The 15,411-nt window shown below is 73.0% G+C and carries 16 protein-coding genes; 11 read left to right on the top strand and 5 right to left on the bottom strand.

Annotation, left to right across the window (positions count from 1 at the left end; genetic code table 11):
- Window positions 1-29 precede the first annotated feature (29 nt).
- The gene (locus tag DMA15_RS35205) at window positions 30-686 is read right to left on the bottom strand and encodes an MBL fold metallo-hydrolase (RefSeq protein WP_125516730.1); all 657 of its coding nucleotides are present in this window, start codon (window positions 684-686) and stop codon (window positions 30-32) included.
- Window positions 686-1,771 (bottom strand): S-(hydroxymethyl)mycothiol dehydrogenase, encoded by a 1,086-nt coding sequence (locus DMA15_RS35200; protein WP_125516728.1) that lies wholly within the window; start codon window positions 1,769-1,771, stop codon window positions 686-688. Before DMA15_RS35200 ends, DMA15_RS35205 begins: the two co-directional genes overlap by 1 nt.
- Window positions 1,772-1,893: 122 nt before the next feature.
- On the opposite strand from DMA15_RS35200, the gene DMA15_RS35195 reads away from it, so the two are divergent.
- The 3 genes from DMA15_RS35195 (at window position 1,894) to DMA15_RS35185 (ending at window position 4,531) form a co-directional block, all read left to right on the top strand.
- Entirely contained in the window at window positions 1,894-2,697 is an 804-nt protein-coding gene (locus tag DMA15_RS35195; RefSeq protein ID WP_125516726.1) for an ABC transporter permease, read from the top strand.
- 11 nt (window positions 2,698-2,708) lie between these two features.
- A complete protein-coding gene (locus tag DMA15_RS35190; protein ID WP_125516724.1) occupies window positions 2,709-3,197 on the top strand; it encodes a glutathione peroxidase in 489 nt (162 codons plus the stop codon).
- A 125-nt stretch (window positions 3,198-3,322) separates the two neighbouring features.
- Complete coding sequence (locus DMA15_RS35185; protein WP_125516722.1) at window positions 3,323-4,531, top strand: serine hydrolase; 1,209 nt, start codon at window positions 3,323-3,325, stop codon at window positions 4,529-4,531.
- Between the two features lie 188 nt (window positions 4,532-4,719).
- Here the strand turns inward: DMA15_RS35185 and DMA15_RS35180 are convergent, their stop codons facing one another.
- Window positions 4,720-5,133 (bottom strand): SsgA family sporulation/cell division regulator, encoded by a 414-nt coding sequence (locus DMA15_RS35180; protein ID WP_125516720.1) that lies wholly within the window; start codon window positions 5,131-5,133, stop codon window positions 4,720-4,722.
- A gap of 290 nt (window positions 5,134-5,423) precedes the next feature.
- Between DMA15_RS35180 and DMA15_RS35175 the strand changes: the two genes are divergently transcribed.
- The 3 genes from DMA15_RS35175 (at window position 5,424) to DMA15_RS35165 (ending at window position 8,843) form a co-directional block, all read left to right on the top strand.
- Window positions 5,424-6,974, top strand: a complete 1,551-nt coding sequence (locus DMA15_RS35175; protein ID WP_125516719.1) for an ATP-dependent DNA ligase — start codon at window positions 5,424-5,426, stop codon at window positions 6,972-6,974.
- Between the two features lie 125 nt (window positions 6,975-7,099).
- A complete protein-coding gene (locus DMA15_RS35170; protein ID WP_125516717.1) occupies window positions 7,100-7,585 on the top strand; it encodes a TrkA C-terminal domain-containing protein in 486 nt (161 codons plus the stop codon).
- Between the two features lie 4 nt (window positions 7,586-7,589).
- Complete coding sequence (locus DMA15_RS35165; protein WP_240660104.1) at window positions 7,590-8,843, top strand: cation:proton antiporter; 1,254 nt, start codon at window positions 7,590-7,592, stop codon at window positions 8,841-8,843.
- 36 nt (window positions 8,844-8,879) lie between these two features.
- Here DMA15_RS35165 and DMA15_RS35160 read toward each other — a convergent pair whose 3' ends face one another.
- Window positions 8,880-9,752: an alpha/beta fold hydrolase gene (locus tag DMA15_RS35160; protein WP_125516715.1), complete on the bottom strand. Its 873-nt coding sequence runs from the start codon at window positions 9,750-9,752 to the stop codon at window positions 8,880-8,882.
- 239 nt (window positions 9,753-9,991) lie between these two features.
- On the opposite strand from DMA15_RS35160, the gene DMA15_RS35155 reads away from it, so the two are divergent.
- The 3 genes from DMA15_RS35155 to DMA15_RS35145 all read left to right on the top strand — a co-directional run bounded on the left by DMA15_RS35155 (window position 9,992) and on the right by DMA15_RS35145 (window position 11,992).
- Complete coding sequence (locus DMA15_RS35155) at window positions 9,992-10,690, top strand: hypothetical protein (RefSeq protein WP_125516713.1); 699 nt, start codon at window positions 9,992-9,994, stop codon at window positions 10,688-10,690.
- Window positions 10,691-10,774: 84 nt separating this feature from the next.
- Window positions 10,775-11,365, top strand: a complete 591-nt coding sequence (locus DMA15_RS35150) for a sigma-70 family RNA polymerase sigma factor (protein WP_125516711.1) — start codon at window positions 10,775-10,777, stop codon at window positions 11,363-11,365.
- Window positions 11,366-11,539: 174 nt separating this feature from the next.
- Window positions 11,540-11,992 carry a peptidoglycan-binding protein gene (locus tag DMA15_RS35145; RefSeq protein ID WP_125516709.1) on the top strand — a complete coding sequence of 151 codons (453 nt, stop codon included), beginning with the start codon at window positions 11,540-11,542 and terminating at the stop codon, window positions 11,990-11,992.
- 83 nt (window positions 11,993-12,075) lie between these two features.
- On the opposite strand, the gene DMA15_RS35140 is transcribed toward DMA15_RS35145, so the two are convergent.
- A complete protein-coding gene (locus tag DMA15_RS35140) occupies window positions 12,076-12,552 on the bottom strand; it encodes a GNAT family N-acetyltransferase (RefSeq protein WP_206302898.1) in 477 nt (158 codons plus the stop codon).
- A gap of 247 nt (window positions 12,553-12,799) precedes the next feature.
- Between DMA15_RS35140 and hemC the strand changes: the two genes are divergently transcribed.
- Complete coding sequence (gene hemC / locus DMA15_RS35135; protein WP_125516707.1) at window positions 12,800-13,735, top strand: hydroxymethylbilane synthase; 936 nt, start codon at window positions 12,800-12,802, stop codon at window positions 13,733-13,735.
- A gap of 244 nt (window positions 13,736-13,979) precedes the next feature.
- Complete coding sequence (locus tag DMA15_RS35130) at window positions 13,980-15,398, top strand: PP2C family protein-serine/threonine phosphatase (protein ID WP_125516705.1); 1,419 nt, start codon at window positions 13,980-13,982, stop codon at window positions 15,396-15,398.
- Window positions 15,399-15,411: the final 13 nt, after the last annotated feature.

The raw sequence follows: 15,411 nt of genomic DNA, 5'->3' as shown, positions 1-15,411 counted from the left end.
CCACGCGGGGCCGTACCCAAGCCGAGCTGTCAGTGGCCTCGGGCGATCCACTCCTCCAGGTGCGGTGCCTCCGCGCCGACCGTCGTGCTGTCGCCGTGCCCGGTGCGCACCACCGTCTCGGGCGGCAGCGTCAGCAGCCGCTCCCTGATCGACGCGACGATCGTCGGGAAGTCGCTGAAGGAGCGGCCCGTGGCGCCCGGCCCGCCCGCGAAGAGCGTGTCGCCGGTGAAGACGGTGCCGAGGGACGGGGCGTGGAGGCTGACCGCGCCGTGGCAGTGGCCCGGCGTGTGCAACACCCGCAGGACCGTGCCCGCGACGGTCATTTCCTGCCCGTCGGCCAGCTCGCCGTCCGGGGCGCGGTCGGGATGCGTCCGCTTCCACAGCTCCAGGTCGGCGGGGTGCAGCAGGATCGGCGCGCCGGTGCGGGCGGCCAGCGCGGGGGCCGCGTCGATGTGGTCGTCGTGCGCGTGGGTGCAGACGATCGCGACGAGGCGCCGCTCCCCCACCGCCTCCGCGATGGCGTCCGCGTCATGCGCGGCGTCGATGACGACGCACTCGCTGTCGTCGCCGACGATCCATACGTTGTTGTCGACCTCCCAGGTGCCGCCGTCCAGGGAGAAGGTCCCGGAGGTGACGAGGTGGTCGACGCGCGCGCCGGAGGCGTGCTCCTGGGACTCGGCCGCCATCAGAACATCACCACCGAACGCAGGACGTCGCCGTGGTGCATCCGCTCGAAGGCCTTCTCCACGTCCTCCAGAGCGATGGTCTCCGTGACGAACGCGTCCAGGTCCAGGCGGCCCTGGCGGTAGAGGTCGATGAGCATCGGGAAGTCGCGCGAGGGCAGGCAGTCCCCGTACCAGCTCGACTTCAGCGCGCCACCGCGGCCGAAGACGTCGAGCAGCGGCAGCTCGATCCTCATCTCCGGGGTCGGGACCCCGACCAGGACGACCGTGCCCGCCAGGTCGCGGGCGTAGAAGGCCTGCTCGTACGTCTCCGGGCGGCCGACCGCCTCGATGACGACATCGGCGCCGTTGCCACCGGTCAGCTCGCGCACGGCCTCGACGGGGTCGGTGGTGCGGGAGTTGACGGTGTGGGTGGCGCCGAGGCCCTCGGCCGTCCGCAGCTTCTTGTCGTCGATGTCCACAGCGATGATCTTCGCCGCTCCGGCGAGGCGGGCGCCCACGACGGCGGCGTTGCCGACTCCGCCGCAGCCGATGACGGCGACCGAGTCGCCGCGGCCGACCTCGCCGGTGTTGATGGCGGCGCCGATCCCCGCCATCACTCCGCAGCCGAGGAGGCCGGCCGCGGCGGGCGACGCCTCCGGGTCGACCTTCGTGCACTGCCCGGCGGCGACGAGGGTCTTCTCCGCGAAAGCACCGATGCCGAGTGCGGGCGACAGCTCGGTGCCGTCGGCCAGGGTCATCTTCTGCTTCGCGTTGTGCGTGTCGAAGCAGTACTGGGGGCGGCCGCGCAGACAGGCGCGGCACTGGCCGCACACGGCACGCCAGTTGAGGATGACGAAGTCGCCGGGCGCGACCTCGGTGACGCCCTCGCCGACGGATTGGACGACGCCCGCCGCCTCGTGCCCGAGCAGGAAGGGGAAGTCGTCGTTGATGCCGCCCTCGCGGTAGTGCAGGTCGGTGTGGCAGACCCCGCACGCCTGGACCTTCACCACGGCCTCCCCCGGGCCCGGGTCCGGGACGGTGATCGTCTCGATCCGCACCGGCTCGCCCTTCGCGCGGGCGATCACGCCCTGCACCTGCTGCGCCATGACTACAGCCCTTCTCTCTCTCCGCGTCTTTCCCGTTCCCGCCCCATCGTTACAGGTCACCCGCCGCATGTCCCGGGCGGCACCGCAACGCGCCCGGCACCCGCGCGGCCTAGGGTGAGCGCGTGCGTGATCTCGCTGCCCAGGCCCTCCTGCCGGTCAATACGGCGCTCGCCGTGGCCCTGCTCGTGCTGCTGCTCCTCGCGGCGGCGACGGCGGCCGTCTTCCGGCTCGCCCCCGACGGTTCGCGCGGCAGGGCCCGCGAGATCGTGGTCGCGGGGGCGCGCGCCACGGTCCAACTGGCCGCGGTCTCCCTCGCGATCGGCTGGGTGGTGCACCACACGGCGGCGCTCTTCGCGTTCCTGCTGCTGATGTTCGCCGTGGCCACGCGGACCGCCGGGCGGCGCATCACCCCGAACGGCACGTGGTGGCGGGCGGGGCTGCCGATCGCGGGCCCGGTCGTGCCGGTCGTGGCCGGTCTGACGCTGACCGGGCTGCTTCCGGTGCGGGGCATCGCCATGATCCCCGTGACAGGCATCCTCATCGGGGGCGCGCTGACGGCGACGGTGCTCGCCGGGCGCCGCTCCCTCGATGAACTGCGCACCCGGCACGGCGAGTTCGAGGCGGGCCTCGCCCTCGGCCTCGCCGACCGCGACGCCCGCCTGGAGCTGATCCGCCCGGCCGCGTCGGACGCCCTGCTGCCCGGCCTCGACCAGACCCGCACGGTCGGCCTCGTCACCCTCCCCGGCGCCTTCGTCGGCATGCTCCTGGGCGGCGCGCCCCCGGTGCTCGCGGGCGCCGTGCAGCTCTTCGTCCTGATCGCCCTGATGGCCGTCCAGGCGCTGGCCGTGGCCCTCACCTTGGAACTGGTCGCCCGGGGCCGCCTGCACCGCGAGGGCCCTGCACTGCGGGTTCCGGGGCGGGCGTAGGCTCGGTCACTATGTCTGTCTACGAAGAAGAAATCGGCGCCCTGCGCGGCGGCTCGGCCGACCTGCGCCAGTTCGAGGGCAAGACCGTCCTCGTCGTCAACGTCGCCTCCAAGTGCGGCCTCACCCCGCAGTACGCGGGCCTGGAGCGGCTCCACGAGCAGTACGGGCCGCGCGGCTTCAGCGTGCTCGGCGTGCCCTGCAACCAGTTCATGGGCCAGGAGCCCGGCACCTCCGAGGAGATCGCCGAGTTCTGCTCGGCGACGTACGGGGTGACCTTCCCGATGACGGAGAAGGTCGATGTCAACGGCGAGCACCGGCACCCGCTGTACGCGCGCCTCGTCGACACGGCGGACGCCGAGGGGCACACCGGCGACATCCGCTGGAACTTCGAGAAGTTCCTGGTCAACGGCTCGGGTGAGGTCGTCGCCCGGTTCGGCCCGCGTATCGAGCCGGACGCGCCCGAGGTCATCGCCGCCATCGAGGAGAACCTCCCCGCCTGACCTGCCGGCCTCCGGCGGCCCTCGCTGCGACAGCGGCCCTGCTCCGCAAGCGAAGTGACGGAGTGATACCTCCAGGCGGGCCAAGCCGATCTGCGGACTCGGGGCCGCGCTCCTACGGTGGCTGAATGGCCATCAGGTACCTTTCGCGCTCCTCCTCCGTACGCACCGCGGCGCTCGCGCTCGGGGCTCTGGTCGTCCTTTCCACACCGGTCTCGGCGACCGACGTCCCGGCCGAGCCCGCGCCGCCGCGGCCGCTGCCCGCGTACACCTCCGTCCTCCTCGACCGGCCGGGCGTGCAGGTCCGCCCGGGGCCGAACGCGCCGGGGCTGCCCGGTGGCGTCTCCGCGCTCGCGTGGGTGGTGGCCGACGCCCGTACGGGCGAGGTGCTCGCCGCCAAGAACGCGCACCGGCCGCTGCCGCCCGCCTCCACGCTCAAGTCCCTGTTCGCCCTGACCGCGCTCCCGCGCCTCGACGCGGAGCGCCGGCACGTCGTCACCGAGCACGACTTGGACCAGGTCGGCGACGGCAGCAGCCTGGTGGGCGTCTCGCCCGGCCGCGCCTACCGCGTCGCCGACCTGTGGCGCGGGGTCTTCCTCAGCTCCGGCAACGACGCCGTGCACGTCCTCGCGGGGCTCAACGGCGGCCTGCACAGGACCGTTGAGCAGATGCGCGCCAAGGCCCGGGAGCTGGGCGCCCGGGACACCCACGTGGTCTCGCCGGACGGTTACGACGCGGCGGGGCAGGTCTCGTCGGCGTACGACCTGGCGGTCTTCGGCAGGGCGGGCCTCGCCGACCCGCAGTTCGCCCGCTACTGCTCGACGCCCGTGGCCCGGTTCCCGGCGGGCGGCTGGTCGTACCCCATCCAGAACACCAACCGGCTGCTGACCGGCGCCGGCGGCGTCGCGCCCTACCCGGGCCTGCTCGGCATCAAGAACGGCTACACCAGCCACGCCGGCTCCACGCTGATCAGCGCGGCCCAGCGCGGCGGGCGCACCCTCGTGGTGACGGTGATGAACCCGCAGCGGGGCGGTGCGCGCGCCGTGTACGAGGAGGCGCGGTCCCTGCTCGACTGGGGGTTCGCCGCGGCCGGGAAGGTGCGGCCCGTGGGTTCGCTGCTGCCGCCGCCGACGGCGCCGCGCACCGCATCGGGGCCCGCGCACGTCGCCGCGCAGGCCGGCGCCCTGGCCCTGGAGCCGGAGGACTCCGACTGGCCGGCGGTGCTGATGGTGGTGGCGGGCTCGCTGGTCGTGCTCGCGGGCGTGGTCGTGGCGCTGCGGCGGCGGGCGGTTACGGTGGCGCGACGCAGGAACGCGCGAGGGAGGTTCGTCGAGTGAGCGGACGCGAGGGGGCCGTCGGGTGAGCGGACCGCTGGGGGTGGCCGTGCTCGGCGCCGGTCACATGGGCGCCGACCACGTGCGGCGGATCGGCGACGCGGTGGGCGGGGCGCGTCACGGTCGAGCAGGCCGGGCGGCCCGCGCTGTACGGCGGGGACGCGTAGCCGTCGGCGGCCCCCGGCGATCCGTCAGACGCCGCCGAGCAGGCGCGTCAGGTCCTGGTCGAGATCGAGGCTCGGTTCCTCGCCTCCCGCGGGCACCACGGCGTAGGACTGTGCCAGGAAGCGGCGCAGGGCGAGGTCGTCGAACTGCACGAGCGCCAGCCCTTCGAGCGAGTGGAACTCCATCACCGTGCGCGCCCGGCCGCACGGCCAGATATGCACGTCACCGCCGCCCGCCGGAGCGCTGAGCCCGTCTTCCAGGAGCTGGCGGGCGAAGATCCAGGTGACCTCCATGCCGTCGAGGGAGGCCTCGGAGGGGAACGTGATCTGGACCGCGAGGGGGTCCTCGGCCGAGTAGCGCAGGACGACGGGGAGGGCGTACTCATGTCCGTCCGGGGCGATGAGGCGCGCGCGGGTGGGCTGCTGGAGGGTGACGGCCATGATCGAGCTCCACTTCTGCGTTTTTCCAGTCCTCGGGGTCCGCTCGCGGAACCCCTGTGCCCTTACGACCCCGTTTGGAGGGGTGGCATTACGGCAACACGCCAAGAGATCCATGTGACCTGTGTCACTCGCCCCGCCTGAGCCGCACGCTCCTCCGGCATGTGCGGGGGCCGTGTGACCCTCCGTGTGCCCGCCACAGCGGAGTACACACGTGTCATCCAGGAACAACAGCGGTCCCGCCCCGCCCGCTCGGCCGTGCGGCGCGCCCCGGCCCGTTGCAGGATGGGCCCATGCTGCTCGCCCGGCTCGCACACGTGTCCAAGGAAGTGGCCGCCACCTCCGCGCGGTCCCGGAAGATCGCCCTGCTCGCCGAGTTGTTCCGGGCGGCGGAGCCCCAGGACGTTCCGGTTGTCATCCCCTATCTGGCGGGGCGGCTGCCCCAGGGGCGGCTCGGCATCGGGTGGAGCACGCTCAGGGACGCGGGGCCGCCCGCCGACGAGCCGAGCCTGACGGTGCGCGGCGTGGACGAGGCGCTCACCGCGATCGGCGCGGTCTCCGGTTCCGGTTCGCAGGCCGAACGCAGGCGCTTGGTGGGTGAGTTGATGAGGGCCGCCACCGCGGACGAGCAGCGGTTCCTGGTCGGGCTGCTCACGGGCGAGGTCCGCCAGGGCGCCCTGGACGCGGTCGCCGTCGAGGGCCTGGCGGTGGCCACGCAGACCCCGGTGGACGCCGTGCGGCGCTCGGTGATGCTCGCGGGTGCCGTGAGCCCGGTCGCGCAGGCGCTGCTGGCGCGCGGCCCGGAGGCGCTGGACGAGTTCCGGCTGACGGTGGGGCGCCCCATCCTGCCCATGCTGGCGCACGGCGCCACGTCGGTCGCCGAGGGCATCGACAAGCTTGGCGCCTGCGCGGTCGAGGAGAAGCTGGACGGCATCCGGGTGCAGGTCCACCGCAGCGCGGACGACGTACGCGTCTACACCCGCACCCTGGACGACATCACCGACCGGCTGCCCGAACTGACGGCCGCCGCGCGCGAGCTGCGGGGGGAGAACTTCATCCTGGACGGTGAGGTCATCGCCCTGGACGGCGAGGGGCGTCCACGGCCGTTCCAGGACATCGCGGGGCGCGTCGGTTCGCGCGTGGACGTCGAGGCGGCTGCGGCCGGGCTGCCCCTGTCCCCCGTCTTCTTCGACGCCCTGTCCGTGGCGGGGCGGGACCTGCTCGCCCTGCCGTTCGCCGAGCGCCACGCGGAACTGGCCGCCCTGGTGCCCGAGCCGATGCGGGTGCGGCGCACGGTGGTGGGCGACCCCGCGGACGAGCGGCGGCGCGGCGAGGCGCAGGAGTTCTTCGAGGCGACGCTGGGGCGCGGTCACGAGGGGGTCGTGCTGAAATCGCTCGACGCCCCGTACAACGCGGGCCGCCGGGGCGCCTCCTGGCTGAAGGTGAAGCCGGTGCACACCCTCGACCTGGTGGTGCTCGCCGCCGAGTGGGGCCACGGGCGCCGCACGGGCAAGCTCTCCAACCTCCATCTGGGCGCGCGGCGGCCCGACGGGACGTACGCGATGCTGGGCAAGACGTTCAAGGGCATGACGGACGCGATGCTCGCCTGGCAGACCGAGCGCCTCCAGGAGCTGGCGGTCAGCGACAACGGCCACGTCGTAAAGGTGCGCCCCGAACTCGTCGTGGAGATCGCCTACGACGGCCTGCAACGCTCCACCCGCTACCCGGCGGGCGTCACCCTGCGCTTCGCCCGCGTCCTGCGCTACCGCGAGGACAAGCCGCCCGAGCAGGCGGACTCCGTCGAGACGGTGCTGGCCGGAGCCCGGCCGGACTCATCCGCGTAATCCCGTCCCGTCCGCCTGGTCCCGTCCTGTCCGCCTGGCCCCGTTCCGTCCCTGTAATTTTGCCAATACTTGGCCCCGATAGGGTGACACCCAGAGATGATCACCTATCGCGCAAGGGGAAAGCTGTGCCCGCCTCACGTCTCAGCCGTACGCCGCTCCCAGGCATCGGCATCCGGTACGACCTGACGACCCGAGAACAGCGGCGCCTGTCGGTGGTCGCGCACCGGGACGGGGCGCGGACGCTGAGCGCGTACCGTTCCGACGATCCGGACGAGTGCGCGCTTTCGCTGCGGCTGAGTTCTGGTGAGGCGGAAGCGCTGATCGACGCGCTGATGCCCTCGCACCACAGCCCGAACCTGCTGCACACCACGGATCTGGGCCTGGTCGCCGAGCGGGTGCTGCTCTCCGCCACCTCGCACTGGAACGGGCGGCTCCTCGGCGAGACCCGGACGCGGACCGAGACCGGCGTCTCGATCGTGGCGGTCCTGCGGCGGGCCGACGCCATTCCGTCGCCCGCGCCCGACTTCCGGCTCGCGGGCGGTGACACCCTCATCGTGATCGGCACGCGCGAAGGCGTGGAGAGCGCGGCGACCATACTCGGTCGGGAGTGAGCGCGTGCACTCCGCTGTCTTCCTCATCGAGTTCGGCGCGATCATCCTGGCGCTCGGCCTGCTCGGCCGGTTCGCGGGCCGCTTCCAGTTCTCGCCGATCCCGCTCTACCTCCTGGCGGGGCTCGCCTTCGGCGAGGGCGGGCTGCTGCCGCTCGGCGCGAGCGAGGAGTTCGTCGCCATCGGCGCCGAGATCGGCGTCATCCTGCTGCTGCTGATGCTCGGGCTCGAATACACGGCCACCGACCTCGTCAGCAACCTCAAGACGCAGTACCCGGCCGGCCTCGTCGACTGCACCCTGAACGCCGTGCCCGGCGCCGTCGCCGCGCTGCTCATGGGGTGGGGTCCGGTCGCCGCCGTGGTGCTCGCCGGTGTCACCTGGATCTCCTCGTCCGGCGTCATCGCCAAGGTCCTCGGGGACCTCGGACGGCTCGGCAACCGCGAGACACCGGTCATCTTGAGCATCCTCGTCCTCGAAGACCTGGCGATGGCCGTCTATCTGCCCATCATCACCGCGCTGCTCGCGGGCGTCGGCTGGGCCGCGGGCAGCCTCACGCTCGCCATCGCGCTCGGCGCGGCCGGGCTCGTCCTCTTCCTCGCGGTGCGCTACGGGCGGGTCATCTCCCGCTTCGTCTCCAGCGACGACCCGGAGAAGCTCCTCCTCGTGGTCCTCGGCCTGACCATCCTGGTCGCGGGAATCGCGCAGCAACTCCAGGTGTCTGCCGCCGTCGGCGCGTTCCTGGTCGGCATCGCGCTGTCCGGCGAGGTCGCCGAGGGCGCCCACGCACTGCTCGCGCCGCTGCGGGATCTCTTCGCGGCCGTCTTCTTCGTCTTCTTCGGGCTGCACACCGATCCGGCGAGCATCCCGCCCGTGCTGCTCCCTGCGCTCGCGCTCGCCGTCGTGACGGCCCTGACGAAGATCGCCACGGGGTACTGGGCGGCCGGCCGTGCCGGTGTCTCCGTCAAGGGCCGCTGGCGGGCGGGCGGCGCGCTGGTGGCGCGGGGCGAGTTCTCCATCGTCATCGCGGGCCTCGCGGTCGCCGCCGGGATCGAGCCGTCGCTCGGACCGCTGGCCACGGCGTACGTCCTGATCCTGGTGATCGTGGGCCCGCTGACCGCCCGTTACACACAGCCCGTCGCGGGTCTCGTGGGCGGTCTCCTCGCCAGGCGCCGAAAGACCGCCGCCGGGGCCGCGCGGCTGCCGGGGCCCCGGGAGGCGGTCGAGTCCCTGGACGGCCAGGACGTGGGCGACCGCTCCTAGGCGCTGGCGCCTAGGAGCGGCCACGCGGGACGCTGGTCAGCCGATGCATCTGGGCCGGAAGTCCGCGTCGGCCGGGCCCTTGCGGTCCAAGGCGTTCAGCACCCACTGGGCGACGACCGGATCCTTGGTCGACTGGTCGTGCATGAACAGGTCGAGCGGGCAGCGGTCCTGGAGGACGACGTTGGTGACGTGCTCCTTCGGGCCGCTCAGCAGGGCGCTCGTGTACGGGATCACGACCTCGTCGTAGCGCGTGGTGACGACGGTGTAATCGGGGCCCGCCGGGGTCTCCGTGCCGTCGTTGAGCTTCGTCAGCAGGTCGGAGCCCGTGATCTGGTCGGCGCAGGCCGGGCAGACGGTGACGCCGAGAGGCTTGGCCAGTGGGTTGGCCGTGCCGTGGTTGGACGGCACGATGCCGATCAGGTCGTCCACCTTGTCCGCCCCGCCGAGGAACTTCACGTAGTAGCGGGGCATCATGCCGCCCTGGCTGTGGCCGACGAGATCGACCTTGGCGGCGCCGGTCGCGCCCCGCACCGCCTCGACGAAGTCCTTCAGCTCGGCGGCGGAGCCGGGGACCGGGTCGGTCGCCATGTTGCCGTAGTTGAACGCGAAGACGCAGTAGCCGGCTCTCTTCAGCTTCGGCGAGAGGGTGGCCCAGTTCTCCGCCATCAGCTTGAACGTGCCGTTGACCAGCACGACCGGTTCCGGGTGCGCCGAATCCGGCTTGCACGACCAGTCGTTCGCGCCCCGGGGCGGTATGTCCAGGAGCGAGGCGGGCGCGGCGGTGGCCGGGGAGGCCGAGGCGGGGACGGCGAAGCCCGCGACTCCGAGGGCGAGGGCGGCCGCGGCGGTCATCGCGGACCGGACGGCGTGGCGCAGAGGACGCAGGGGATGCAGAGGGCGCAGATGCATGAGAGATCCCATCGTTCAGCGAGGCCGACGACGCGTGGCGTCGACGACGTACGAACGCGGTTCGGCAATGCCGACCGCTGGGAAGATCGTTTTCCGTGGGCACGTAATGCGTCAAGGGGTTTACGTTCTGTGTTCGTCACATCGATCAGGCCTTGCCGATCTGGGGCGGCGTGGTGCACTTCGGGCGAGTACGGGACTCGGCCCCCGCGGACGCCCCGCCGCCTGGCACGATGCTCCCCATGACGTCAGGGCCCGCGTTCCGCCTCGCACGAGCCGCCGTGTTCGCGGCCGTGTGCGTGGTGACGACGGCCTTCGGTCACGCGTTCATGTCCGGGGCGTCGCTGCCCTGGTGGGCGGTGGGCTACGCGTTCGCCGCCACGTCGGCCGCCGCCTGGTGGCTCACGGGGCGCGAGCGCGGCGCGCCGACGGTCATCGGCGCCACGGTCGTGGCGCAGCTGGCCCTGCACGAGCTGTTCGGCGTGGCGCAGCGGATGAGTCCGCCGACGGTCCGGGCCGGTGGCGGCATGGACGGCATGAACCACATGAACCATCCGATGCCGATGCCGATGCCGACGCCGTCGTCCGCCGGCTCCCCGGGCGGCCACGCCGCGGCTGCCATGCCGGACGAGGGCGCGTCCCACTGGGTGATGTCCGTCTTCGGGCACAGCGGCACGGGGATGTTCCTCGCCCACCTCGTCGCCGCGCTGATCTGCGCCCTGTGGCTGTGGCGGGGCGAGGCCGCCGCGTTCCGCACCGGACGCGCGCTCGCCGCGGCCCTCTTCGTGCCGCTGCGGCTCGTCCTCACGGTCCTGGTCGCCGCCCTGCCCCCCGCGCCGCCGCACGTCGGCGCGCTCGTGCCCGTGCCACGGCTGCGCGGGGTCCTGCTCCAGTACGCCGTCTCGCGCAGAGGTCCGCCGGTCCTTCCGGCCAGTTCCTGACACCGCCCGCACCCCCTTGGTGCCGGGCGGATCTTCGGCGTTCGCGCCGCTCTCAGAACTCTCTGCACCGAAGGACCTCTTGCGATGACTCCTGCCCTTTTTCGCCCCGGGCGCGACCCTGACCGGACCCGGGACGACGACCTGACCCAGGAAACGTATCTGCGCGCCCTGACCGCGCTGCGCGGCTACGCGGCCCGCTCCTGCGCCCGCACCTGGCTGCTCGCCATCGCGCGCCGGACCGTCGCCGACCGCTTCCGCACGGCGGCGGCCCGGCCCCGCATCTTCGACACCTCGGACTGGCAGGCGGCCGCGGAGCGCGCGCAGCCGCGGGGCCTGCCCGGGTTCGAGGAGGGCGTGGCCCTGCTCGACCTCCTCCAGGCGCTCGACGCGCCGCGCCGCGAGGCGTTCGTGCTGACCCAGCTCGCCGGGCTGCCGTACGCGGAGGCGGCAGCCGCCGTCGGCTGCCCGGTAGGGACGGTGCGCTCGCGGGTGGCGCGCGCACGGGAGCGGGTGAGCGCGCTGCTGGTCGCGGCGGACGGCGCGGCCCGGCACGAGGAGTACCGCGGAAGTTGTACATCCCGCGGCGCTACCCCACTGGATGGAGACGGCCGTCAACCACTGGTGGATCGAAACCTCAACTCCCGGGTTGACGAAGGCGAATTCGCCGGGAAGTAGCTTCTGACCGTGCGCCGGGGCGGGCCGGGTCCACCGGGCCCGGGCCGCTTCGGCGCACGACAACCGAGAGTGGGCGGGATCGACACGACCGAAGTACCGGCACGCGCGCCGAGAGGGGCGCGGGCCGCGACAGGTGCCGCCCCACGACCCGAAGCACGACCCAAAGGGGGAATAATGCGTTCGAACATCGTGACGAGGGCGCTCATCAGCGCCACCGCCGTCGTCGGGCTCACCGCCGGGACCCTGGCGGCCGCGGGCACCAGTTTCGCGGCGAGCGAGACGCCCGCCAAGCCCGCGGTCAGCGCCGAGGCGGTCACCCCGGCCGCGGTGAACAACCTGGGCCTGAGCACCGCCGAGGCGAAGAAGGTCCAGCGCTGGCTGAAGACGTACTGGGGTTACACCGGCTCGATCGACGGAAAGCTGGGCACCAACAGCTGGAAGGCGTTCCAGCGCTGCCTGAAGGCGAACTGGGGCTACACCGGCAGGATCGACGGTGCCCCCGGCCCCAACACCATCAAGGCGCTGCAGCGGCTCCTGAAGCACAGCTGGGGCTACACCGGCGCGATCGACGGGGACGCCGGACGGGGGACGAAGGCCGCGTTCAAGCGCTTCGCCAACGGGATCTAGTGACCGCCGTCGGGCGGCGCGGCCAGACCGGCGCGCCGCCCGACCGCGCGGGGCACGAGGGTGCGCCGGCCGACCGCGCGAGGTCACCGCTGCCGGGGCGTCTCGCGTACGAACAGGGTCACCGAGACGCTCGCCTCGAAGCCGTTGCTCCGCATCAGCGCGGCCGACGCGGTGTTGCGGGACTCCACATCGGTCACCACGGCGCTGGCGCCCGCTTCGGTGAGCGTCGCGCAGCAGGCCTTCACCAGTCGGCTCGCGATGCCCTGCCCCTGGTACTCGGGGGCACTCGCGATCCACTCCAGGTTGCCCCAGTCGGCGCGCTGGTCGAAGCCCATCGAGCCGAGTACGAACCCGGCGAGCCGCTCTCCGTCCAGCGCCACCCAGCACGCGGACGCCTCGCTGTCCAGGTGGCCCGCGATCGCCGAGAGCGACCAGGACGTGTAGGGCTTCACGGAGGTGTCGTAGACCTTTCGGCCCAGCGCGAGCACATCGGCCAGATGGGTGGCCGTCATCGGCGCCAGCTCGATCACCGGGCTCCCGGGCGCGGCGGGGGTGGACATGGGGCCTCCCAGGGGGCGGGTGCGGCGCTCGGCCGCGGCTTCATCCACCTCACGCTATGAGGCGGCAGGTGGTCGCGCATGCCGAGCGGGCCGTGGGGGAGAACGCGGGGGCCGAGGCGCGTGCGGGGGACGGGGGTGCCGAGGGCGCGGACGGCTTCCCGGGTGGGCAACTCGCCCGCACGGACAGTCCTTTGATCGGTTGGACGGCAGTCCTGGGCACCGCCCGGGAGCCCTTATCGTGGGGCGCATGTCCGTTCCTGAGCTGATCCGCATCGTCTCCCGCTCCTCCCCCATGGCCCTGGCACAGGTGGAGCGCGTCCGAACCGAACTGCGCGCACTGCACCCCGGCATCCGTACCGAGGTCGTGCCGGTGACGACCTCCGGGGACCGCTGGATGGGCGATCTGGCGCAGCTCGGCGGGAAGGGGGCCTTCACCAAGGAGGTCGACGCCGCGCTGCTCGCCGGTGAGGCGGATCTGGCGGTGCACTGCGTCAAGGACGTACCGGCGGACCGGCCGCTGCCCGCGGGGACGACGTTCGCCGCGTTCCTCAAGCGGGACGACATCAGGGACGCGCTCATCCACCCCGGCGGACTCACCCTCGACGAGCTGCCCGCGGGCACCCGTATCGGCACGTCCTCGGTGCGCCGCCGCGCCCAACTGGCCGCATCGCACCCCGAGTTGGAGTGCGTCCCGATGCGCGGCAACGCGGGCCGCCGCCTGGAGAAGCTCGCCGCGGGCGACGCCGACGCGCTGCTGCTCGCCCAGTCCGGCCTGGAGCGCATCGGCCGCACCGACCTGGCCAGCGAGGTCCTTTCGGTGGAGACGATGTGCCCGCCGATCGGGGCGGGGATCCTCGCCCTCCAGTGCCGCGAGGAGGACACCACCACCATCGACGCGGTGTCGGGGCTCGGCGACACGGACGCCTGGCGGGAGGCGACCGCCGAGCGCATGTTCCTGCACGTGCTGCAGGGCCACTGCAACTCTCCGATCGCCGGGTACGCGCGTTCGGAGCGCGGCGGTGATCTTTCGCTGCGCGCCTGCGTCTTCACCCCGGACGGCAAGACGGTGCTGAACGCGCACGAGTGGGCGGGCCCGCTCGACCCGGCGACACTCGGCACATCCGTGGCCGTCGCCCTGCTGCGCCAGGGCGCCCGCGAGCTGATCGACGGCATCGCCCACTGACGACCGCGAGCGCGCCGCCCGCCGGGCGGCCCCCTCACCGACCCCCCACCGACCCCTCGGCGCTCCCTCACCACCCCCTCACCGACCTCCCGTCCGTCCGCACCCGCAGGACAAAGGCATATGCCACAAGCAACACCGCATCGGGTGTTGCCAAATCCCTTACGAGCCCCCTCCCGCTGTGCGAAAGTCATTAGCGGTCCACCATCCGTCAAGTTGGTCGCACCGCACCTTCACCGGAGCACCCATGCCGTCCCATGTCTTCGCGGACCACGCCGCGGGTCAGCCGCCCGAGCGCGGCGCGGTCGAGTCGCTGATCTCGCAGACGCGCCGGCTCCGCGGCGACGTCGACGCCGTCCGGCGTGACGCCGTGGCCGACCACGGGGACCCGGCGGGACGCTGGCAGCGCGCCCTGTGCGACCTGGCCGTGCACCAGCTCGACGACCTCGACGACCATCTCGCCCAGCTGCGGGACGGCCCGCCGCGGGCGGAACGCGAGCCCGCGGCCCCGCCCTTACCCCGGTCCGCGGATCCGCACCGGGACTCGCTCCTGAGCCGGGTGGGCAGCGCCGAGTGGAACCTCCTCACCGACGAGGCCAGCTGGTCCTGCGAGCTGTACGACATCCTCGGCCGCGACCCGGCCGCCCCCCCGCTCTCCCTCGACGAACTGCCCTCCCTCGTCCACACAGGCGACCAGCCCCTGCTGACCGCGATGGTCACGGACTGCCTGGTCGACGGGAAGCCCATCGACGGAGAGTTCCGCATCGTGCGCCCCGGCGGGGACGTGCGCCAGGTGCACATGATGGGCGAACCCGTCCTCGCCGCCGACGGCTCCACCGCCTCCATGTGGGCGGTCCTGCGGGACGTCAGCGAACTGCGCCGCAGCCAGCGCGTGCTGCGCGAGACCCAGGAATCCCTGCGCCGCCGCCGCGAGATCGCGCAGACCGAGCACCGGCTGGCGGTCGAACTCCAGGAGGCGGTCCTGCCGCCATGGCGCGGCGCCCTGCGCTTTGCGCGGGGCGGCCCCACACGGCTCGACCTCGCCGCCCACTACCTCCCCTCCTCCATCGGCTCACTCATCGGCGGCGACTGGTACGACGCCATGGAACTGCCCGACGGCCAGGCGCTGTTGAGCGTCGGCGACCTCACGGGCAACGGCGTCACCGTCACCTCGGGCATGGCGATGCTGCTCGGCGCGCTGCGCGGCATGGCGGTCGCGGGCGCCCCACCCGGCCGCCTCATGGGCTGGCTCAACGACCTCATCGACGCCACGGTCCAGCCCGCCCTCGGCAGCGCCATCTGCTGCCGCTACGACCCCGGCACCCGCCTGCTCACGTGGGCGCAGGCCGGACACCCCGCCCCGCTGCTCTTCCGCGACGGAACGGGACGCGCGCTGACGCCACCGGCCGGCGTACTCCTCGGCGCCGCCCGCGGAGCGGCGTACGAGCAGGCCGAAGAGCGACTGCGGCCCGGGGACCTGTTGCTACTGCACACCGACGGCTTGGTGCCGCGGCATGACAGGGACGCGACGACAGACCTGCTGCTCTCCCTCGCCCCCTCCCTCACCGAGGCATCCTCGGCACAGGACTGTGTGCAAACCCTCGTCGAGGAGTTCGGCGCAGGCGCGCGCGAGAACGACGCCTGCCTGCTGATCGCCCGGTGCTGAGAGCGCCGCGCGC

Source organism: Streptomyces sp. WAC 01529 (assembly GCF_003945545.1).
Taxonomy (GTDB): domain Bacteria; phylum Actinomycetota; class Actinomycetes; order Streptomycetales; family Streptomycetaceae; genus Streptomyces; species Streptomyces anatolicus.
This window is presented reverse-complemented; position numbering and strand designations above follow the sequence as displayed.